This is a genomic window from Bacillus sp. TE8-1, from assembly GCF_008368855.1.
Taxonomy (GTDB): domain Bacteria; phylum Bacillota; class Bacilli; order Bacillales; family Bacillaceae_G; genus Bacillus_A; species Bacillus_A cereus.
This window is the reverse complement of record NZ_QPET01000001.1, coordinates 21445-42651: the sequence shown is the minus strand read 5'-3', so window position 1 is coordinate 42651 and position 21207 is coordinate 21445. Positions and strand designations below refer to the sequence as shown.

Below are 21207 nucleotides of genomic sequence, written 5' to 3'. Positions count from 1 at the left end.
TATAGTTCTTTACATATTAGCAAATAGCCATGGAGCGAGTACGGCTAACATACACAGCAAACAAGATCCTGTTATGACACGGTTAGACCAACGATAATACTCAGGCTGTTTCGTATTTTCATGAATCTTTCTTAAACGAATACCTGCAATTAACATAAATGGTGTGAAAATAAGTGCTGTTGCTTTAAACAGGTCTAAAAAATCCGTGAAGATGTTCATAAACGAAAATACATCGGAACTAAACAAGAAGTACACACTTAGTCTCATGGACATCATGCTAATAAACGAGAAAATCATACTTCCAGTCGCCCACTTCATCCATTGACCATTCTTTGTAATTAATGCCATAACCATAACAATAACGCCTAATACGAATGAAATAGAAAAGATATTTACTCCTACTTTAAAAGCCGGTGCATACATACCTTCAATCTTTTGTATGATTGATGAGCCGAATGAATCATCTTTCTCTGTTTTTTTCGCTCGATTATTCAATCCCTCTTGAAAGGATGACGAAAGGTCATTCCCGTTCGATTTATTAAAATCTACTTTTACAGAAGCCTGAGCTGCTTGTAAGGGCATAAGTAGTAAAATCATTAAAATGAGCGTACATAGGACTGCAATCATCCCTTTTTCTTGTTTCATCATACATCACCCGCTAATTTCGGTTTAACGCTTTTTAATTTGATTTGATTTCCTTCCGCAACATAATAAAGATCTGCTGCATAATAGATATTTGCCTTCGTATATGCTCCCATAATAGCATTTGCAATTTCTTCTTTTTCTACTGCCACATATGTTTCATTTTCATTGTAAAACTCAATTTCAATTCGGTTAATATTATTATTTAATACTGTAATATGTAATTCTTTTAAGCTATCTAAGCGATTCCCTAATCCACATACCAACTTAAATACTTTATTTGCAATTGTTGGTGGTTTTACATATGTCGTATTAAAATGAATCGTTTCATCATCTATTACACCATCTTCCTCGACTTCACACGTCATAATGAAAGAATGATTTTGTTTTTCAATTTCTTGTTGACTCAGCTTGCGATCAATGACATACTTCACGCTTGTTGACAGGTTTTCTATATATTCATTCAGTTCGGTATTTGAAATTTTAACCTCTGAGAATTCCGGAAAAATCATGTAAGCATGTACATTTGAGCTACTTTTACTTACACGTAATACCTGAACTTGTTTCTTTTCATAGCGCACCGTTTGTTCTAATTTTTCTACTACATTGTTACTTAGGGAATTAATAATCATTTACATTCACCTTTCAAAATTGTTATTTTTTTAACTCATAAATATTTTTCACTTCATATAATCCTCATGTTTGGATTTAATCTATTTTAAGCATTGTAATATTGCGAAGAGTTCTCAGTTCTCCTGTATTAAGATTATAATCACTTAATCTTAATACATTTTAATATTACAATGACGTACAATGCCTCATTATAGTCGAATATTCTTATATGGTGAATCATTCTGTCCCACTCATTTGTACAAAAATAAAAAAATGTTTCATTCTTGTACAAATGAGTGAGAAAATGCTGTATATCATGCTATTTAACTAAGAAAATACAACTAGGAAATAAATTTATATATTTCCTAGTTATCTATTACTCCATTCAAATAGTGTATAAGAATAAGGTGAATCGACCTCTAATTCCATATACAGTAATTGATTTTTCGGTAATATCTCTCCCTCTGTATGAATCCAATAACGCTTCTTATTAGACATATTTATGACCCGTGTCAGTCCTTGTTCTTGTTCTATTACTTTTGCAGTCCACCTCACAAAATCCATATCTTCAATGTCAGCTACTCCTTGTTGAACAGGAAAAACGTGTTCCGTTTCCGGTGGAATTGAAACATATTCTTGTTGTGGATACATGTCCTCATATTCTAATAATTCCACTGGTATATCCTCATCACTTGGAAAAGGAATATCATAAACAGCCTCAGGAGTGGAGTATGATGAAAATCTTCAGCATACTCCACTTCTTCTATATCCTCATATTTTAACCTGTCACTCTCTTCCTCACCCAAATTCTTATGAACAGATGTAGCAACTAAATCATATATACTTGCTACATCCTTTTCTAAGGTAATCTCTTTTGTTGGAACAGTAACACGCTCTTGTTCCCTTCCAATAGGTTTATTTTCTCTTGGGCACCAATAAACAGGGCGTTCCACCGGTTTATTTTCCATTTCTTTTTTCTTGGCTTCTTCTATTAGAAATTTTCCCCTTGAATTACGAACTACCAAAAACACATAACAAAATAGACCAATAAAAATTTTCGTAAACATAATATTCCCCTCTCGATCATCCAAATAAATCAAACTTATACTGTCCATCGATTACTTTATTTTTTCGTTTTTCTTTCTTTTTTGAGGAATCCACTTCAACAATAACTGAATCCCAGAATGTGATATCTTGTTTTTGTACAAGCATACGCTTATCAGTATTCATTGTTGTTAAAGTTCGAATGATATCCTCTATCTCTCCATCTACTTCAAGTACATTCTGCTTCACTCGAACTCCAGGTACTTGCTCTTTTTTAATACATTCAACAGCCCTTTGTACAAATTGAACTTCTTTCATAAATGCAACATCCATAGTTCCTGGTAATTTTCCCACCCAATTCGTAAATTGAATTTCAATTGATTCAAATACAGGTGTAATGACATTACCGTTGTTCGCAAGGACGCGTTTCGATTCATCAGATGCTGCTTTTGTCCATTCCTCTGTTGAACCTTTTAATTGATTTCCACTCTTAATGTTTTGAATTAATAGAGTCTGTAAACCTCCAGTATCACCAAGCATTGCATTCAGTCCATCGCTTGTTGCATCACCATTCATTGCTTCAGCAGCTTTATTCTTCTGAGCAATTAACTGTGCCATCTGAGCTTGGAATGTTTCTTTGTAGCCCAGATAGAAGGTTCTACATTGCTTAGTTTGTCCAATACGCCAGTGTCTTCTTGCAGCTTGATTTAACGTAAATAGGCTAAATGATAGTTGGTAGAAAATGAGCGATGGTGTCGCCAACAAATCCAACCCAACTTTCACCAATTCTTGCGAGCAGATAATGACATTCACACCGTTTTTCACTTGCTCTTTTAACCATGCACTGCGCTTTGGAGGAGTAACTGTATTCGTGCGAAGTATAGCTACTTTTGCACCAGGTACTTGCTCTGCAACCTTTTGTAAACGAGGCTGAATGTCTCGTTCTTTCACTGTAGATCCTGTATCAGATACATAAATGATGGTTGGACGGCCTTCAGAGATTTCAGTATGCAATATTTCTTGCAGCTTCTTCTCTTTCGGTTGTATACAATCCTCATCAAATCTGAATTCCTCGTTGGACCAAACTAATTCTCTTTCCGCATTATCTAAGTGATAGTTTGGATAGTGGTTCATATTATCTGGATACGAATTTCCTGTACGAATATAAGTGAGCCATAGTTTCCCGACATCTGGTGTACCTTTCGCCCCTTCAATCGCCTTCTCAAAAGACTCTTTCATATGCTCATAAGCCTGTTTTTGTTCTTCTGACATCTCGACAAGAATCGTAGGTACATTAATTAACTCTACAGGATTTGGCCAAACATCTTTTAAGCGTACATTAATGGTTGTATCCATTAAGAATTGAGTAAACACATAAGGTGAAATACCAGGTACGACCTTGGTTTTATCTAATGTACCTTGTGCTCCGCGTGAAGCTATATTAGATGTGACCTCACCATCATGGTAATATGTTCTCTCAATGTTTCCATAAGTTTCATTCCATTCCATTAAAGAATTATATCCAAAACCACTTTTCACCATTTTTTGAGGGAATAAACGCCATAATGTATAGAATACATCGCTTGCGTGCCCACCAAATAATGTACCGGTTCCAACTACAACTTTCTTACAAACCTTTGCTAAACTTCCTAGGGCCGTTCCTTGTGCTGTTTCACTTTTTAATTCGTGGACTTCGTCACAAATTAAAGCTTCAAAGAAGTGTTTCATTTTTCTACGGATATACTCAACAGTAGCTACCTTTCGATATGCTCGTCCTGATTGTTTCGCATCATATGGCTTCACACGATTCTCTAACTCTAGTTGTTTTTGCAGTGGTTTATTTCCCTCTTTTATTGCTTGCACTAATTTATTTTCATATTTGGTCCAATCTTTAAAACTCGCATATTTCGTTTTTACTTTTGGACTCCAAATGTTTGAATTACAATCAGCACATACACTGTTTTTATTTGTTTTCGAATCTAAGTCACTTCCTGTGAAATCTTTATACTGGTAGACTTCTTTCTGATCACCATTAGCTTGTTGAACCATAATAGAAGACGTTTTTTTACGTAACTTAGCACCACAATCTGGACAGTAGTAGCCATTCTTATAATATCTTTGCACCTCTTCCTCAGATTTTTTAGAAAGAGGAGTCTGCTTATAAGATAATGGCATCATTTTGATAGAATCTCCTCGCATTGTTGTAAAACTAATAACAAAGAAGGTTGTTTTTTGTGGCTTTGGTCTCCCGGCCTGAATCCAAGATTGATGAATACGAATAAGATCCTCTGTGCGTTTAATAAGGTGTATCTCTGCGTTTGGTAATAAGTGTCGTATTTCTTCTTTTGCCCACTTCTCAGTTAGAGTTGGTGGAACAAATACGCAAGTACGATATCCTTTTTGTCCTGTCAAATGGAAATATCCATCTACTGTAGCTGTCATAATTGCACTTTTGCCGCTCGACATTTCCCCTTGTATAATGATCCCTTTTTGCACTTGTAATGCTTTTGCTGCACCTGTTGCTACATGTGCCTGTACAGGGAATAATGGTCTTTGGTATGTATCAAAATGAGATAATGCCTGTTCTTTCATCGGTTGATGTAAAGGCTCATCTAATTTTGTTACCTTATCAAGCATGACAGGTGAATATTCCAATAGATATTCATTTAAATCATTAATTTCATTGATTTTTTCACCTGTACCCTCATGCGGGAATTGACATTTTCCAGTAAGTATCATTTCTGATAAAAACTCTTTACAATCCTCTTCTTTTAACGCTACCTGCGCAATAGATAGAGAAGTAAATTCATTCCTATCAAAATACACATTTAATGGTTGTAATAAATTTCTTGTTAACATCTCTTCATAAATTGGCTTCGCCCATTCTTCTAAGATTGGGAGACCATACGGAGGAGTCATTAAGAAATCTCTTACTTGCATTTCTGGCGCTTCATCAATTGCAACAATATACTTTTCTTCTAATTCTTTAGAAAACGCAATAATTGCCTTTTTTCTATTTACTGTTTGTGTATTTATAAACTCAAATTGTCCAGTAGAGATTACATTCATTTTTTTTCCTAACACGTAATGTAATTCTTCTTTTTTTTCCTTCTCCAAAATACAAGCGACTAGTTCCCATTGATATGGCAGCACGAAATGACTTTAATGTACTGTCATTCCCACCTAGTACTACAAATTGGATTTGATGATGACGATTTACTGCCATTGCAAAACAAAAAGCTGTATATGAGACAGTTCCCGTCTCTAATTGCAACATCGCTGGTGTTTGTTCTTGATCAAATGTATTTTGTTGAATCATTTCCTTCATCATAAAGTTCCCTCCTAAAATAAAAAACGCATCTTATTCGATACGTTTCATGTCCCACTCATTCAATTTATTGGTTAAAAATCTATAAACTGTTTCCACTCTGGTAATGATTGTTCAGCCGCATGTAGCATATCACCTGCACCTTGAAACACAGAGAATTGCTCTAATACTTCCAGATATGTACCTGCACCTAATTGAGAAGCACATAAACAAATGACTGTAAGTACAATAGCAATACGAAATATACGATTGCTAAACTCCCATACAATGTATAGTGCTCCTATCCCTAATAGTACAGACATAGCCTTCTTCCTTTCCTAGACAAGTTCTTTGACTTCGCCAGTTGGTGTTGCAATGATAAATTTCGCACGGCGTTTTTGTAATACAACTTCTTTGGTTGTTGTTTCCAATTGCTCAAATGAATTTTCATAATACACATTTTCAGATCCACGAACTGCATGGAGTGTATCACCTTCACCAAGCAAACCATCTGCCACACCCGTTATCAGCAATAGTCCTAATTGTCCAGAAGCAATTGGCATCTTTGCTCTCTCTACAGCTGTTTTTTCAGCTTGAAGTGAGTAACCATTTCCTCTATTTAAGCGTTTCTTAAATGTCGAGATACCTTCTGATTTTCCCACACCTTCATAAGCACTTTTATAATCCACTCGTGATGTAAAAATAAGTTTGTTTTGATGACGCAATTCTGGTATAGCCCAGTCCTTATGATTTACCATTTCTGCTAATGTATTTACATGTTTTTTGACGAAAGAAAGGTCAGACATGTTTTCGCAAAAATTCGCGAATCGATCGTTGAAGTATGTATCATTTTTCGTAGATTCACGCTTACGACGGATGAAGACACACTGTTTAAATGCATCGAACTCCTTATTTTCATCATCAAAACGCATTAAGCCTATTTCCTCATAATTCTTAGCCAAGAAATAACTGATATCATCTCTAGTAAATCTGTCATATGGAATAACATATACCATAATTCCACCTTCTGCTAAATAATGGTGAGCGCGTTTTAGGAAGTTGAACTCCATTTTCTCTGATTTTTCATTATCTGTACGAAGCTCCGTATTATAAGGTGGATTTAAAAAGATTAGTGGAAAATAGTCATGACTAATCATCATGCTTTCAAAGCTCGAGCGTACCACTACATCTAATTGCTCTTTTGCTTTTCCATATCGATTTGCATCTACTTCTACTCCATACGTATCAAGTTGTATACCAACTTGTTTCACCTCGTCTGCAAAACTTCGTAAAATTGTACCATCTCCACAACATGGATCAAAACAAGCATAAGCTCGCTCTGATTCCATTTGTAACAACTGAATTAAATGATTCCCTTCTGTTAGTGGTGTTGGATAAAATCCCGCCACTAAATCATTTCCTAAACGCATAATCGTTTCCTCCAAGTTCTTTTTTTACAATAAAAAAAGGAAGATCCAAGTAAATACATCACTTAGTTCTCCCTTTTACCCTCTATAAACTACCTCGACTTTATTAAAATGGTAGTTCTTCATCTATAATCTCCGATAGCTCATCCATACCAGCAAAAATATCATCCGGCTCTTGGGATTGCTTTCTTGTTTCCCGCTCATTTGGATCATTTAATACTGTCCACATGTTATCTTTTTTCATTTTCATATCCCTCTTTCGTTCTTATTTTTCATTTTCATAAACAACTTCCTCGTAATCAAAAAAATAATCTTTCATCTTACGTAGGAGTGTACGATACTTCGGTTCAGCTACGATCTTTGTACTATGATAAAAACTTTGTTGCCCGACAAAGCGCCACAAGATGAGATAGCCTTCTTTTGCTTCCTGAATGCCTTCAATAAATAATGCGATTTCGTGAATGGCTTCCTTTTCATTAAGAGTGTTTGGTTTAAAATATTGAAATTTACCATCCGGTAATATAATTTCGGCTTCAAAACACTCTCTCATTTGATTCACTCTTGCTCTGGATTCAGATGACATTGCTGCTGCAGCATATGATTTCTGATTTTTTTCCATTCGTGTTTTATGTTCCTCTACTGTTGGTACTAGTTTTAAGTGTCTACAATCTTTTTTCATTTTACTATCTCCTCTACTGTTTAATTTGTTATTTTATGAATAATAAATAACCCCGCCTGCAAACCTGAAAACAACACAAAAAGGGCTTCTTCAAGTCGATTAATAATGTGCATAGCAAAATAAGCTATATATACACTAATCGGCTCAAAGAAGCCCTTTCACAAATGAAACAAGACGCAACTTGCTTCTACAACTCAACCACAACACAAAAAAAGGTGTGGGAATAAACGGAATCAAATAAACTAACAATATACTTATATATTACACAATCAAGATATTAATATCAAGGAATTTTCATTATGTAATTTCCTATATAAATTTCTATGCAAATGATTTCCATTTGGCAATTGGATTTCTATAATAATCTCACTAAAAAGAACGTACACAGATCTTCGATATCTGAGTGAGAGACTAATACCCATTTATACACAAGACAAACTTCAATATATTATAAACTTAAATATAATAACGTAAAACAACTTAAGGAGTGACTCTTTTGTATCAATATCCATTTTTACCCTATATACAATGGCACTACTATCAACCTTATTATCAATCCAGATCAATATCCTTATATGATGACAACCTATATCCATTTATTTCAGGCTACTACTATCAACCCTATTGCCAATCTAGATTATTATCCTTATCTAATGATAACCAATATTTACTTGTTTCAGACTACTACTATCCAGATATTAATTTTATACCGCATCAATATACATGTAACACAAATAGGAATGAAACTAAAACAGTTGAGGTAAAGTTGCACTCTCTTTATTGTGAAAGTACAGGTTTTGGCGAAGGATATGAATTGGAAATTTATGGTTGGTTCAGAGCGAACTTCCAGACTATAATGTGGGATGTAGACAGAAACAACGCTGTCATTGTTCCAGAACATGGTGCTTATTTTTTCAAAGATATCCAACCTTTAGTTATTAAAAATGTAGATCCAAAAAAAGGAATACATTTAGGTGGTCATTTATATGAAAAGGACCGTCCCCCTATTGATGAAGATGATGATATGGGTTATAAAGATATCACTGTACACCATTTTCATCCTGGAGGCACAGAATATAAGTTAAGATTTGAAGAATCTGGTCAAATTATTTTGCTTAACTTTACTATTACTGAGATACCTCCCCCTCAAAGAGCCAATATGAACAACTACTTTGGTTATCCAGTCGATCCTCAACATGATCAACCCCGTAAGTAAACTTCAACGACCGCCAGGGCCAGGTGTAACAGGTCATGATATACCTGGTTCAGCCCCTCATTTTCATCCTCCTGTAAATCAGGCAAAACAAACAATTGAAAATAAGTGGAATTGGTTAGGTGGTGCAACAGGAGCAACAGGAAATCCTATATCTGGTTTAGAAAAATTAGGGGTTGTACCAGAGTTACCTGGAAGTCTATTTGGTTATGCACAGGGTTACCGTATCCGCTATCAAAATGGTGACATATATACCAAAAATGCAGCCGGACCAGCTTATTGGGTTCCTAATTTTATTAGTAAAAAGTATGATGCACTGGGGGGATTTAGGAGCTGGCTTGGATTTCCTACCTCGGACGAAGTCCGGTTAGAAGATGGAGGAATAATAAGCCATTTTGAAAAAGGTGAAATTTATTGGTGGAACGATATAGGTCCCATTGACATGAATCAAGTTTTGATGACCTATAGTGGTATTCATTGCTTTGGTACTACCGATGGGCCCGGAAAAGATGAAATTTATGCTATATTTACTGTATTTGCTCCTGGTTCACAACCTGCAACAGGTATGACTAGGTTATACAAAGATGTTGATGATAAGCAGAGTGTTCCTGACAACATTGAACTCTATCATGGTAAACCTATGGGATTAACTTTAAATTTTGTTTTATTTGAAAGAGATCAAGGCGATCCTAATGTACACATGGGGATAGTCAAAAAGGCTGTTGAACAGGCTTCTCTTGGTATTGCAGGAGGGCTAAGCCTTATCGACCCCAGGTGTAGGAGTTGCTGCAGGAGTTGCATTAAAAGCATTAGAACCAGTAATCTCAAAAGAAATAAACAACTTACTAGGTACAGCTGATGACTTCCTAGGAGAATTTACTGTTAATCTTTCAGTGAAGGATATGGTCCAACTCGCTCTTCGTCCAGAAGAATTGTCTCATAATCTAATCCGTAAGAAGTTAGAAACTCATTTACTAAACGGTGATGGTGGTTCGTACAAAGGATATTTTAATTTAACTCGTGCTTAACCATAAAAATAAATTATGAACAATATCACGAATTAATTGAAACTAGAAGTATTTCAAATTTTTTATATTTGAAGGTTTTAACTCATTAATTACAAAATATATTAAAAAGATTATCTCTTATAAATTACAATTCACTTTTTCTTTTATAATTTGAACAGGGTATTACCCAAGTGAGATGAAATCTACTTGGTGATACCCTGTTCAATCTGTAACATAAAGATTTTTATACTACAATAAATTCACTACTTCTTGCCTTTCAATCCTCTTCTCTAATTTATTACGTGTTTCCCCGCTTAAACTTTTTCTTTTACCCGTTAACAATTTCGAAAGATTAGAAGGGAAAAGTTCTATTTCCTTTCCAATATCTCTTAAACTACATCTATTTTCCTCATTATATTGGAGGATTTTCTGCTGATACCAATTAATATACTTATTTACCTGTTGCTGATTCAGTTGAGGTGTCTGAATTTCTTCTGTCTTCATACAAACGCCAAGATAACTGTACCGTTTTGTTTTTCCAAACCTGATACATCAGATGGCCATATTTATGTATCCAGCGCATAATCGTTGTGGAAGAACTGAAATACCACGTTCCTTCAAAATTTCAGGCACATCACGATAGCTTAGAGAAAAACGACAGTAGTAGCCAACGGCTACTAAAAGGAAATAAAATATTTACGAGCCAAAAAGATAGTATTTAAACATCTTTTAGGGAAGTTAATTCAGGACTAAGTAACAAGTATTATCTTTCGGGAAAATTGATTCATTCCGAGTGAAAGGAGATTAACTAATGACAAACCCATTTCCAGTTCCCTATCCGACACTACTTGGGGCTGATCCATTTTTGCAGTCGTGCTTGGATCGGGCTGTTAATGAAGCAGCTGATGTATTACCAAGCATTAAACGAACAGCAATCTCATTTGTGACAATCAACGAAACCACAACTATGGACTTTAAACATGCAGGAATAGAGTACGGTAAAAGCTTCTACACAGCAAGCCTCGTCAAAATGGGCGTCTTATACGCAGCATATGAATTGCGTAAAAGCGCCAATCAAGTTGTAACTGACTCCGGTATAACTACACCAGACGTTTTGTATACGCGGCTAAAATCGGACTTTGACGAAACAATTAAAAATAGATTCCTTTCGATACTAAGGGAGGCACACGTAACATTAACTCCTGTGAACGAACAAGATGCAAGGAAGTCACCAATATATGAGCAAATCTTCACATTGAGCCCTAGTCATGAGGTCATATTCCTCCCACCGTTCCAAAAGCACCTCCAAGACATGATTATTAAAGGTGACAATAACGCTGCGGCGGCCTGCATCCAGGCACTTAGTTACAGCTGGATTAACGGAACTTTGACCGCCGGAGGTTTTTTTTTCCCAGAAGGCAGGACCGGAATCTGGGTTGGAGGAACCTTTACCGGTTCCATGCCCCCCATTCGTATACCAACTGAGAATGATGGTGATGCAGCCCAAGCATCTACATGTTTTGATATGGCCAATCTGTTTGCTCATATATATCAACATACTCTTGTGGACTATAAAAGCACATCTGAAAATGATAATACCTATAGTAAATTAATGGAGAATATGTTGATTGTCTCAGCTGCTTTGGGAAATAACGAATCTTGGTTGGATTTCAAGCGTCGAAAACCCCACCTTCCTGAAAGAAACTTCAAAGTAACGCATTCAAAAATTGGGTTAGGACCATTAAAGTCAAGGGAATGGGTCGCTTCTGAAGGGGCAATCGTGCAACGAAATATAGGTGACCTTTCAAAGGCGAACTTTATAGTAGTCTTTCAGAATAGCTTTAGTGATGACGATTCGGTAAATGCACTTCGCTCGATTGTCGATCGCACCATCGACCTTTATTTAGCTGGCCCTTAAAAGTGCTCCTAATTCTGAATACTTTATATCCATCGTTATAGCTGCTATCCACCTCACATTTATTTGAAGAAGCACCTTCGAAAAAGGGCTGGTTTGCCAGCTCTTTTTCTCCCCATCCATTATCTATCCTTCATGCATCAACTCTCCTTTATATTCTGATCAAAACCCACGCGAATTCTCTGCAATTTAAACTCCGTACTATCATATTTCTTAAACACACTTGCATTTCGCGCCACAATGGGAAAAATGATTTTGATGAAAGTTAGAATTTCACAGCGAATAATAATAAAGAAAGCAGTTATGGAAGGCGGACTGCGGAGTTTTGTTGGCTAATTCGCTCTATTCTTTCCATAACTCATTAGCTAATCAATGTTTATGGTTTTGCGATAACTAAGAATAATAGTAGAGAAGAGTTGCATGTGGCTAACACAGACCCAAATTACTGGTTTCTACCGGCAGACATTATACCGAGAACCCCTCACTTTAATTCAGGAAATGAGGTCACCCCCCTCATCGATGGGGAAGCATATATGTCCCATTTAGCTGCCCGCATTTCAGCAATGCAAGACGGTGATTATTTTCACTTGACTGGCTGACGGGTTTCGCCGGACCAATTTCTTGAACCGACGCTTCCCGGCCCTTCAACCTTAATCCAGCAAGTCATAGCACTCATCAACAAGGCGGTAAACGTCCGAGCTATGTTGTGGTATCACTTTGGCTCAGCCGTGATAAAATGGACATTACCCGGTCTGAGCCGGTTTAGCTTACAAACATCCTGTGGAAAACATGGAGTTCGTTCAGAAAATCAATGCCATGAATAGCCCAAGGGCGGCAGCCATTCTTGATGATCGTGTTCCACGTTTTTGAGCCCATCACCTCATACCTATCAAGCTAAGCTCATATAACGTCAACGATAAGCAAGATGATTTCTTTTTTTCGAAATCCTATATGTAGGTGCTTTAAAGATTTGCATACGAAATAAATCCTAACGGGTTTCCTTTTTTCAATTAAGCCGCTTGATTATCAGACATGGTACAATTGTAAACGAGACCTACTATATCAAAGACTATTTTCTTCTCGTATCGATGAGATTTTCGCCCGTTTTGCTGTAGGAGGTTGAATAGGCGAAATAGAACCTTTGATAGCTCTTGGGTGTCTTTCTGAATAGCTTGGAAAAGAAGAAGAAAATAATTTTTAATCATATATATGGCCTTATACTCACTCAGTTCTCGTTTCTTTTTTATAATAAGCAATTGCCGCATCTGAAACACGATAGAAGAACAGAGTAGAATGGCAATCAACTGTCCATACAAATGGCACTCCCATCTTTCTGGTTTTATCTTTTTACACTGATGAATTTGAAAGAATGACTTCCACGTTTTAAATAAAATTTCGATTTGCCAACGTAAAGAATACCAATCATGTACTTGTCCCAACGGGACAATATCTGTAGGGGTGTTTATCATATATACATTGATACCACTGAGTCGTTTACTACGAGGAGAATATGTCATTCCTTTCTTTTTTCTCTTACAATTTGATCTTGTAATCGTTTTTGTTACTGTTGTTTTGTTAATCGATGAACAACTACACGAGCTGGCACTTTATCAATCATTCCTACATAAGCATCAGCTATTTCACATGTTTGTCCTGGTTGAAGGGGGTTCATTAACGTCTCCATATCTATCTGTATATACTCTGTACCTTTCTTAATTCTTCCGTCTTGAAAATAATCAGGATTAGGATTTTTTTGATACATACGTGTATTCAACTTGATACGAGAGATATAGTAGGCCTCTTTATCTTGTATATCTTGAAGGTCTTTTAAATGAAAATAACCTAAATCTCGGATACATAAATAGTTTGCTGTCACAGTTGGGACACACAGAGAGCCGTAGGTGCGATCATGTTGTTTACCTGGACCTGTATGAATATGTAGGAACTGTCCACTTAACAAATCATATTCAAGTTGAATTTTTATTCCAGCTGTATGGCTGCATCCTCCTGCACCTGGATAAACCGATGAAAATACATCCGGGAGTTGAATCTAAAATACGAATACGCTTGAAAACAGAAGTGTATGGAGAAGAAATCGGCATAGATGCGGCCAATTTTTTGCTTAGTAGTTCGGCTAGTAGGTATTGTAAAAGTTGGACGGCCGCCTTATTAAACTGTTGATTCAGTCCCTCAGGACTGATGAGTACTTCTGTTGATGCTTCTAAATAGCTAGATAATTGAGTTAAAGAAGTCATAGCTACATTTTGGCTCACCCATACACATAAAGCTACTAAATCTTTTGCTTGATACTTACTAGTTCGTTGTACAAAACCAACATCTCTAGCAAGATCCCGTAAGGTATTTGGAGATAAAAAACTTTGAATCTCTTGAGCAAATAGTTGTAATTCATCAGATACAGAAATAAATATACAGAAAGGATAGCGTTTTTTCATTTTAGGGGGGTTTTGTTTTGTTAGCTTGATAGTGATGGGCTCATCACCAGAAAACCATCATTCTTAGTTCAGCCAATTTCAATTGTGCCTATGTGGGGGGATTGATATTTGCGTCAATCGATGGGATACCCCCGAGCACTACAGTCCACCGCAGCGCCAAAAAGAGTTTATGGATGCCTGGCATGACGTACAGGTTGCCGTAAGAGGGCCAGCCGTGGCACAAGTGTGGAATAATTTCCGTCAGCGCTGGAACGATGAAACAGCACCACATTCGATACCAGGTGTTCCAGGCGGTTCGAAGGCAGAAGGCATTGCGGAGCCACCGCCGGCTGGTGCTTCAATAGGTAATCAACATGTACAGGTTTTACGAACCCTGGCTTGTAAAAGTATCTATTCCTTTTTCCCTGGAGGGGAACAAACAGTGCGTCTGGCATATGAACGAGCCATTGATCGTGCCCAGCATTATATTTACATCGAAGACCAGTACTTCTGGCCTTGCACTTTGACCGACAAATTGCGTCAAGCCGCCGATCGGGGCATGAAGATTATTTTGGTTCTCTCACACAAGTACGAAATGCGATCCATCTCCGATGTCCACGAGAAAATGAGGGCTGAAGCAGTCAGCCTGATTCGTAAGAATAACCCTGGCAACATTTTCGTCTATCATCTACAGCAGACCGGCCCCGAGAAGGACATCTACGTACCTCCAAGCTGATAATTGTAGACGACTGTTATGCCGCAGTCGGTTCGGTGAACATCAATTTACGAAGCCATACCACAGATTCAGAGATGCACTTAGGTATTGTGGATGAGACTACCGTGCCAGGAATGATGAATGGTGTCAGCGTACTGGTATGGAGTTTTGCAAAAGAGCTTAGGCTTAAAATATGGAAGGAACACCTGGGCCTAACTAATACCAGCACCATCGAAGATCCTATACTCGGTCTCGGCCAATGGCCTGATCAAGCCACTTCAAATCCTGCTGCCCCGAACCAACGCTTTCATACCGTTGTTCATCATATCCGCTTTCCATCTATTGATGAAGTGTCACTCCGTCGAGAGCTCCTTAAATTTCTCGAATTAAGTTTCTTTCACCTTCCAGATCTTGTTCCCTTACCCATGGGTCCACTATCTGATGTGTTCCTAGCAGGATTACTTCCAAAACCGGAAGAGACCATACGAGATTATATAATGAATGTGGAAAGCAAATGTTAGGTAGCATTCATATTTATTGAAATACGTTTATTAAACAAAAAAAGAGACCCCAATTCTAATATGTCAAGGGCACCCTCCTTTTGCTCTGTTTTAGCGAGGATATATTTCATAACGTAGAAGTGCACCTATATCATTGCTACTACACTTTTTATCAATCCGGTACTTATCAGCATCTTCCCCGTAAATTTCTACATCACATTTTTTTGTTCCCCACATTGGGTTCTCCCAATAAATACGAATAGCAAGGCCTGGTGCCGTGAACCACATCCAACCCTCTGTCCCTCTTATAGAGCTTGATCCAGGGCTCTGGGAACCAAATACAACCGCTGTTTTGGATGGAATCTTATCTGGAGGCATGGCAGCCCAATCACCGTATAGGTGCTGTTCGGAACTCTTTGTAAACGTTAGGCCGGTGTTGTTATCAATTTCAAGCACCACTGATCGTGGTTTATTAAAACCCTTAAGGGTATTTTGGACCTTTTCGACGGCTGATCCGGCAGAATCAATTGCGGTTATGATACCTGAAACAGCAGCTCCAGCTGGTCGATTATTTGTAATATATGGTTCACAATAGTATAGTGAATGATTTGACCATAAATGACCGTGTATTCTTAGAGGTTGATCTGAATCTAAAATGATTTGTCTTGTTACTTGAATCGGGTATAAATTACTTTCTAAAATTTTCACATGATGGTTTGAATCAACATTCCATAGTAAAGTATCGTTAGCCATGATATTACCGTAGATTTCTAAATCATTCAATTCTCCTGAACCAGCTTGTTCACATAAGATTCCCGCTAAATATACTTCAACTTTAATAGTGTCTGGCCTATAGTGATAACTTCCATTTTGATACGGATTATAGTAAATTATCGGATTTCTTTGATGATCATAAGATTGATATGCATTTGAATGATAACTTAAAGGGTTTGCTAATGTGTTATGTTTATAATAGAGATGATGGTTCTGCAATTGGTTTGAATATGGAAATGGATGATAATACAAGGCTGTCACTCCTCACCTTAATTATATTTTCCAGATATTATATATTAATCCAGAATTAAATGTTGATTGTCCTTATATAAATGGGTGATTGTGTATGTGTCATAGGTAGGACGTCCTTTTTACTGTGAATATATTGTCCATAGATTGAATAACTACCTCCATTACCTAATAATTATTCATCTGTAATGTATAATAGTTTTCCTATTTCAATTAGGTGGATGTCTATATCATGGAAATATTATGTGAAGTTATTCAGAAAACCATGGTTGTTTTTCAACTCTTTGTATTAAACAAAGCATAGACCTATGTTTAGAATTTGATTTTTAATAGGGCCTTTTGTCACGCTATCACGCTATTATGCTAAAGTACATAGACTGGAATACTCTTATTGATGAAAAAAGAGGAGGTCATTAAGAATAATGTTTAATATAGGTCCAAACAATGGTTACTGGAATATGTCTATGTATCCTAATCAATTTCCTGTTAGCCACCCTACTGTATACCCGGTTTTCCACAGAGTGGACAATTATAATCCACCAGTGGGGTTACATTTGGAGTCTGTGGAGCGCGAGTATCCCTTGATTATCAAGCCACACTATATCTAATTGATGCAATAATAACGGGTGCTGAAGCTAGTCTCATTGCAACTACGTTGGCTGAAATGGGTGTTATAACTACTCCAGGCGGCATTCCATTGGCCTTTATTACTGCCATTCTCGGAGTGGAAATTACTAGATTAACTGAAGCAAATAGTAGAAGTAATGGTAAGGGTATTTACTTTAACATTTCATGGCCAATTATTCCTGGTGCTCCTTTAGTTACAAGCATTCCTTTCCCTAGATATTAAATTATTTGCCTTTCCGGAATCTTAAAAAGGAATATACCCCCTTAACATTATGGGATGTATATTCCTTTTGTTTAAATTGGAGACTTGTCATATTTATAATGGAATAAAAATCATCTGATTATTCGCTCTATTACTCTTTTTCTTATAAACAATTAAACCAGCGGATTTTTCTTAGGTCAATTCCGTTCTCCACCCAACAGTTCCCATCCCAACGGTAGCCAGCAACTGTCGTTCTTTCAATAATAATCGGATAGTACCAAAAGTCGGAACCATCAGTTAATGTAATAAAGGTACGTCTGTTTAGACAGCAATCCATGTGCATACCCCCTTTCATTTGTTCTCTCTAATTTATTCAATTCGTCTTTAATAGTGCATTCTCTATTGATTATTCAATTCGCCAGTCCCCTTATTTCCCTCTCCGATATCATTTTGAATTCTTTACCCTACAAAAAAACTTGTTGTAAAAATTCAGTAATTAACAAACTTGAATTTATGGGGGCTTTTGAACCGTTTGAAGGTCATTAATCAAGCCATGTTGAAATGGTGATCAAAAAGGAGGAAAAACAATGAAAACGTTTGGAATACGGATATTTTTAACCTTTGTTCTACTCGTAATTCTTGAACTGTTCGTGATCAATATAGCTAGTCTACTTCCATTTCTAGCAGCCAATAAGGCGAATGTATCACAAGCTCCTTCTATGGATTTTATCATCCAAAACGTACTACATCCAATTAGTCAATCTAATAGCTTAATTGCAGATAAGAATCCTCTTTTCATACTCGGCAGTGCTGCTGTCGGGTTAGCTATTTACGTTGCTTTCTTCATGAAGGGTAGCAAGGGTAAATATGAATTAGCTGACAAATACGGGATTCATGGTTCAAGCAGATTTACCCATAAACATGAAATTTTCAAACAAGGTGAGACTGTTGCAGTAGCACCAAAACAGTTTATCAAAGACATTGAAGCTAGTATACTCGTTTCGGAAGGGGAGAAAGCAAATTGAGCAAGCAGAATTATATGGATTATAACGGTTTAGTTCTAGGGATTGTCAATAATTCCGTTCTTGTACAGCCAATGAATTCAAAGCTTCCGAATCGAAACCACTTTGTAACTGGAGGTCCGGTTCATTTAAAACACAAAGCTATGTTATAACAAATGTGTTATATGAAAAAGAATGCTCTTTGGTCGTTACTGATCCAAAGGGTGGTGCGACACGTTCCTAAGTGAAAAGCTTAGGCACTGTCGAACAAACAGTTCAACAGTGAACTGTCATTCTGAGAAGTTAAATGATAGGGTAACGCCTTGAAGAGCTTCCTCTAAACCTTCGACATGCAATAAAGTTAGCAAGAATTTTATTGTATGAAGCTCGAAGAAGTCGGCTGAGAGTTACCGTAAATCAAACAGATACGAAAGCTGTCCAGAGGTGGATAGTGTAGCCTATAGGCCGGGAGTCTACAAAACACTTATGGTTAGAATGCACAATAATGCAATTCGAGATTTGAATGTGCAGACGAATCTCCGATTGTACGGGTCTATAACGGGAGCATATCGAAAGGTATGCTGGCACAATTAGTGTCGTTATTGTGGATTAGTAAAAGTCTCCTTTATGAACGTCCATATATTGTTACAGGCAATATCAAGATAACAGGCTTATAGGAGAAACCTAAAAGTGTATATGTACAGATAAGAATGATGGAACGTGGTAAGCTACCAACGCAGAGGGCTTGCTTCCAGTGAAGCGTTTCGTGGGAAAGTACGAATGATATTAGTTCGTTATATAACCAGGATTTATGGTAGTGAAAGTGGTGGCACAGTACCTGTGAAACGTCTAATGAACGTGGAGGGATAGCCACTAGTCGATTGAAGACTGAACAGTTACTAACGGTAAACATGGATTCGGGTAAGACTAAGAGATGTAGTTCCCTCTTGAAAAGGAGGCTACAGCCCATGTTGAAGAAACCAAAGCTGAGACATAACGAGTATTATGACATGCAATCTAAGTATGACGAATTATATTCAAGTAGTCTCAATGGTAACAATTTCTATAAGCTAATGGATATTATTGGTTCAGAAGAAAATATTAGACTAGCATATAGAAACATTAAAACCAATAAAGGTAGTAAAACTGCTGGTGTAGATGGGTTAACAATTAAAGACATCTGGTACCTTAATGATTTACAAATTATTAAAGAAGTTAGACGTAGATTGGAGCGATATAAACCGAATGCAGTCAGGAGGGTATATATACCTAAAGAGGGAGATGGTAAAACGCGTCCTTTAGGAATCCCCACTATCTGGGATAGGTTAGTCCAACAATCCATATTACAAGTTCTTGAACCTATATGTGAAGCAAAGTTTTATAACCATAGCTATGGTTTCAGACCGAATAGAAGCACACATCACGCTTTAAGTCGAATGGTTAGTCTTATGAATATGTATCGCAACCATTACTGCGTAGATATTGATATCAAAGGATTCTTTGACAATGTCAACCACGGTAAACTTTTAAAACAGATGTGGACATTGGGAATTAGAGATAAATCACTTCTGTGTGTAATCTCTAAAATTCTCAAATCTGAAATTCATGGAGAAGGAGTTCCTACTAAGGGCACACCGCAAGGTGGGATTATCTCGCCTTTACTCTCTAATATAGTACTTAACGAACTTGACTGGTGGGTGTGCAATCAATGGGAGAATTTCACCCCTAAACATGCAAAACTATCACCTGGATGGCTTGTATGGGCGCGTAAGAATCGAAAACTAAAAGGTGGACATCTCGTTCGTTACGCAGATGACTTCAAAATAATGTGTAAAACATATACAGATGCCAAGAAATTTTACTATGCTACCGTGGATTTTCTGAAGAAACGACTCGGACTAGATATTAATAAAGATAAATCAAAAGTTGTAAATCTCAAAAAGAACTCATCTATCTTCTTAGGATTTAAGGTCAAATTAGTTCAACAAGGACAATCCAGGTATGGATATGTAGCTAAAACGAGTATGACAGACAAAGCTATACAAAAGACCAAACGAATTCTAAAAGACAAGATTAGAGGGATACAGGAAAATCCAACGGCTGAAGCGGTTATAAGATATAACACTACCCTTATTGGAATACAAAATTACTACAAATATGCGACTAAAATCGACATTAATTTGACAGAGGTTAGCTACACTCTTCTCAAATCCATTAAAAACAGACTTAGGGAAAACAGTAAGAAAATTTGTTTTAGTGAAACTCCTAAGAAGTTTCAAAAGCGAGCCAAAGGCATTCTGCCTAATACCAAAATATATTCGGTTTGTAACACACCATTACTTCCTATTACAGGTATGCATCATAAAAACCCATGGAATTTTTCTCAAAACACTTGTAATTACACAGTAGAGGGAAGAAATAAAATCCATGAAAATCTCCAATCCATACCTAGGGACGTTCTTAAACAAGTTATGGCTACCTTTTCTAAAAATAGGAGCATCGAGTATAACGACAACAGGATATCTAAGTATGTCGCTCAATATGGAAAATGTTATGTGATTGGGGATGTCATTGGAATCGACAGAGTACATTGTCATCATATAGTCCCTCTTAATAAAGGAGGGACTGATACTTACAGCAACTTAGTCATTGTCGACTCATTCGTCCATAGGTTAATTCACATGACCAACATAGCGAAAATCAAAGGCATACTTCGCTCGCTCAATTTTAATGAGAAATCACTAAGGAAATTAAATGAACTTCGTACTAAGTCTGAAAATGAACCGATTACAATATAAAACAACTTATAGTGTCAGTTGAAAACGATGGAACGCCGTATGATGGGAAACCATCACGTACGG

20 protein-coding genes and 4 pseudogenes are annotated in these 21207 nt (G+C 36.9%); 11 read left to right on the top strand and 13 right to left on the bottom strand.

The genetic code is table 11. The features are described 5' to 3' along the window. Positions 1 to 9 precede the first annotated feature (9 nt). The 8 genes and pseudogenes from DN404_RS00190 to DN404_RS00160 all read right to left on the bottom strand — a co-directional run bounded on the left by DN404_RS00190 (position 10) and on the right by DN404_RS00160 (position 7711). The gene (locus DN404_RS00190; protein ID WP_149214657.1) at positions 10 to 645 is read right to left on the bottom strand and encodes a hypothetical protein; all 636 of its coding nucleotides are present in this window, start codon (positions 643 to 645) and stop codon (positions 10 to 12) included. After that, the gene (locus tag DN404_RS00185) at positions 645 to 1274 is read right to left on the bottom strand and encodes a hypothetical protein (protein ID WP_149214511.1); all 630 of its coding nucleotides are present in this window, start codon (positions 1272 to 1274) and stop codon (positions 645 to 647) included. The genes DN404_RS00190 and DN404_RS00185 overlap by 1 nt, the downstream gene beginning before the upstream one ends. A 349-nt stretch (positions 1275 to 1623) precedes the next feature. Beyond that, positions 1624 to 2321, bottom strand: a pseudogene (locus DN404_RS00180) (transposase). Between the two features lie 16 nt (positions 2322 to 2337). Continuing rightward, positions 2338 to 5629: pseudogene (locus tag DN404_RS00175) on the bottom strand (DEAD/DEAH box helicase). 71 nt (positions 5630 to 5700) lie between these two features. Next, on the bottom strand, positions 5701 to 5928 hold the full coding sequence (locus DN404_RS00170; protein WP_000114819.1) for a hypothetical protein: 228 nt from the start codon (positions 5926 to 5928) through the stop codon (positions 5701 to 5703). Between the two features lie 15 nt (positions 5929 to 5943). Then, positions 5944 to 7035 (bottom strand): DUF6094 domain-containing protein, encoded by a 1092-nt coding sequence (locus DN404_RS00165; RefSeq protein ID WP_149214510.1) that lies wholly within the window; start codon positions 7033 to 7035, stop codon positions 5944 to 5946. Positions 7036 to 7138: 103 nt separating this feature from the next. Continuing rightward, positions 7139 to 7276, bottom strand: coding sequence for a hypothetical protein (locus DN404_RS30345; RefSeq protein ID WP_179951836.1), 138 nt, complete (start codon positions 7274 to 7276; stop codon positions 7139 to 7141). A gap of 21 nt (positions 7277 to 7297) precedes the next feature. Further along, positions 7298 to 7711 carry a DUF6018 family natural product bioysynthesis protein gene (locus DN404_RS00160; protein ID WP_149214509.1) on the bottom strand — a complete coding sequence of 138 codons (414 nt, stop codon included), beginning with the start codon at positions 7709 to 7711 and terminating at the stop codon, positions 7298 to 7300. Between the two features lie 496 nt (positions 7712 to 8207). On the opposite strand from DN404_RS00160, the gene DN404_RS00155 reads away from it, so the two are divergent. Genes DN404_RS00155 through DN404_RS30795 form a run of 3 tightly spaced genes read left to right on the top strand, consistent with a single transcriptional unit; the run spans position 8208 to position 9952 of the window. Then, positions 8208 to 8927: a hypothetical protein gene (locus DN404_RS00155; RefSeq protein ID WP_149214508.1), complete on the top strand. Its 720-nt coding sequence runs from the start codon at positions 8208 to 8210 to the stop codon at positions 8925 to 8927. After that, on the top strand, positions 8908 to 9783 hold the full coding sequence (locus DN404_RS00150; protein WP_149214507.1) for an LGFP repeat-containing protein: 876 nt from the start codon (positions 8908 to 8910) through the stop codon (positions 9781 to 9783). Before DN404_RS00155 ends, DN404_RS00150 begins: the two co-directional genes overlap by 20 nt. Positions 9784 to 9826: 43 nt before the next feature. Next, a complete protein-coding gene (locus DN404_RS30795) occupies positions 9827 to 9952 on the top strand; it encodes a hypothetical protein (RefSeq protein ID WP_255444818.1) in 126 nt (41 codons plus the stop codon). 228 nt (positions 9953 to 10180) lie between these two features. Here the strand turns inward: DN404_RS30795 and DN404_RS00145 are convergent, their stop codons facing one another. Then, positions 10181 to 10435 carry a hypothetical protein gene (locus tag DN404_RS00145; protein WP_149214506.1) on the bottom strand — a complete coding sequence of 85 codons (255 nt, stop codon included), beginning with the start codon at positions 10433 to 10435 and terminating at the stop codon, positions 10181 to 10183. After that, a pseudogene (locus DN404_RS00140) lies at positions 10431 to 10627 on the bottom strand (IS6 family transposase); the annotation flags it as partial. The gene DN404_RS00145 and the pseudogene DN404_RS00140, both read right to left, overlap by 5 nt. Before the next feature lie 115 nt (positions 10628 to 10742). On the opposite strand from DN404_RS00140, the gene DN404_RS00135 reads away from it, so the two are divergent. Next, positions 10743 to 11849: a hypothetical protein gene (locus tag DN404_RS00135; RefSeq protein WP_149214505.1), complete on the top strand. Its 1107-nt coding sequence runs from the start codon at positions 10743 to 10745 to the stop codon at positions 11847 to 11849. A 1007-nt stretch (positions 11850 to 12856) separates the two neighbouring features. Here the strand turns inward: DN404_RS00135 and DN404_RS00130 are convergent. Further along, positions 12857 to 14275, bottom strand: a pseudogene (locus tag DN404_RS00130) (IS4 family transposase). 238 nt (positions 14276 to 14513) lie between these two features. On the opposite strand from DN404_RS00130, the gene DN404_RS00125 reads away from it, so the two are divergent. Both DN404_RS00125 and DN404_RS00120 read left to right on the top strand, forming a co-directional pair. Then, positions 14514 to 15014, top strand: coding sequence for a hypothetical protein (locus tag DN404_RS00125; RefSeq protein WP_149214504.1), 501 nt, complete (start codon positions 14514 to 14516; stop codon positions 15012 to 15014). A gap of 104 nt (positions 15015 to 15118) precedes the next feature. Further along, positions 15119 to 15514, top strand: a complete 396-nt coding sequence (locus tag DN404_RS00120) for a hypothetical protein (RefSeq protein ID WP_149214503.1) — start codon at positions 15119 to 15121, stop codon at positions 15512 to 15514. A gap of 90 nt (positions 15515 to 15604) precedes the next feature. On the opposite strand, the gene DN404_RS00115 is transcribed toward DN404_RS00120, so the two are convergent. Continuing rightward, positions 15605 to 16519 carry a hypothetical protein gene (locus tag DN404_RS00115; protein WP_149214502.1) on the bottom strand — a complete coding sequence of 305 codons (915 nt, stop codon included), beginning with the start codon at positions 16517 to 16519 and terminating at the stop codon, positions 15605 to 15607. A 661-nt stretch (positions 16520 to 17180) separates the two neighbouring features. On the opposite strand from DN404_RS00115, the gene DN404_RS00110 reads away from it, so the two are divergent. Then, entirely contained in the window at positions 17181 to 17366 is a 186-nt protein-coding gene (locus DN404_RS00110) for a hypothetical protein (protein ID WP_142307836.1), read from the top strand. A gap of 142 nt (positions 17367 to 17508) precedes the next feature. Here the strand turns inward: DN404_RS00110 and DN404_RS00105 are convergent, their stop codons facing one another. Continuing rightward, the gene (locus DN404_RS00105; protein WP_098559513.1) at positions 17509 to 17682 is read right to left on the bottom strand and encodes a transporter; all 174 of its coding nucleotides are present in this window, start codon (positions 17680 to 17682) and stop codon (positions 17509 to 17511) included. 250 nt (positions 17683 to 17932) lie between these two features. Here DN404_RS00105 and DN404_RS00100 point away from each other — a divergent pair, with 250 nt between their 5' ends. The 4 genes from DN404_RS00100 to ltrA all read left to right on the top strand — a co-directional run bounded on the left by DN404_RS00100 (position 17933) and on the right by ltrA (position 21144). After that, a complete protein-coding gene (locus tag DN404_RS00100) occupies positions 17933 to 18370 on the top strand; it encodes a hypothetical protein (RefSeq protein ID WP_149214501.1) in 438 nt (145 codons plus the stop codon). Continuing rightward, positions 18367 to 18519: a hypothetical protein gene (locus DN404_RS30730; protein ID WP_218944511.1), complete on the top strand. Its 153-nt coding sequence runs from the start codon at positions 18367 to 18369 to the stop codon at positions 18517 to 18519. The genes DN404_RS00100 and DN404_RS30730 overlap by 4 nt, the downstream gene beginning before the upstream one ends. 5 nt (positions 18520 to 18524) lie before the next feature. After that, entirely contained in the window at positions 18525 to 18590 is a 66-nt protein-coding gene (locus tag DN404_RS30790; RefSeq protein ID WP_255444864.1) for a hypothetical protein, read from the top strand. A gap of 724 nt (positions 18591 to 19314) precedes the next feature. Continuing rightward, positions 19315 to 21144 carry a group II intron reverse transcriptase/maturase gene (gene ltrA / locus DN404_RS00090; RefSeq protein ID WP_149214500.1) on the top strand — a complete coding sequence of 610 codons (1830 nt, stop codon included), beginning with the start codon at positions 19315 to 19317 and terminating at the stop codon, positions 21142 to 21144. The last annotated feature ends 63 nt before the right edge of the window (positions 21145 to 21207 follow it).

Coding starts and splice junctions, on each gene's coding strand:
- DN404_RS00190 (WP_149214657.1), bottom strand. CDS start 645: ATGAAACAAGAAAAAGGGATGATTGCAGTCCTATGTACGCTCATTTTA.
- DN404_RS00185 (WP_149214511.1), bottom strand. CDS start 1,274: ATGATTATTAATTCCCTAAGTAACAATGTAGTAGAAAAATTAGAACAA.
- DN404_RS00170 (WP_000114819.1), bottom strand. CDS start 5,928: ATGTCTGTACTATTAGGGATAGGAGCACTATACATTGTATGGGAGTTT.
- DN404_RS00165 (WP_149214510.1), bottom strand. CDS start 7,035: ATGCGTTTAGGAAATGATTTAGTGGCGGGATTTTATCCAACACCACTA.
- DN404_RS30345 (WP_179951836.1), bottom strand. CDS start 7,276: ATGAAAAAAGATAACATGTGGACAGTATTAAATGATCCAAATGAGCGG.
- DN404_RS00160 (WP_149214509.1), bottom strand. CDS start 7,711: ATGAAAAAAGATTGTAGACACTTAAAACTAGTACCAACAGTAGAGGAA.
- DN404_RS00150 (WP_149214507.1), top strand. CDS start 8,908: ATGATCAACCCCGTAAGTAAACTTCAACGACCGCCAGGGCCAGGTGTA.
- DN404_RS30795 (WP_255444818.1), top strand. CDS start 9,827: ATGGTCCAACTCGCTCTTCGTCCAGAAGAATTGTCTCATAATCTAATC.
- DN404_RS00145 (WP_149214506.1), bottom strand. CDS start 10,435: ATGAAGACAGAAGAAATTCAGACACCTCAACTGAATCAGCAACAGGTA.
- DN404_RS00135 (WP_149214505.1), top strand. CDS start 10,743: ATGACAAACCCATTTCCAGTTCCCTATCCGACACTACTTGGGGCTGAT.
- DN404_RS00110 (WP_142307836.1), top strand. CDS start 17,181: ATGGGTGTTATAACTACTCCAGGCGGCATTCCATTGGCCTTTATTACT.
- DN404_RS00105 (WP_098559513.1), bottom strand. CDS start 17,682: ATGGATTGCTGTCTAAACAGACGTACCTTTATTACATTAACTGATGGT.
- DN404_RS00100 (WP_149214501.1), top strand. CDS start 17,933: ATGAAAACGTTTGGAATACGGATATTTTTAACCTTTGTTCTACTCGTA.
- ltrA (WP_149214500.1), top strand. CDS start 19,315: ATGTTGAAGAAACCAAAGCTGAGACATAACGAGTATTATGACATGCAA.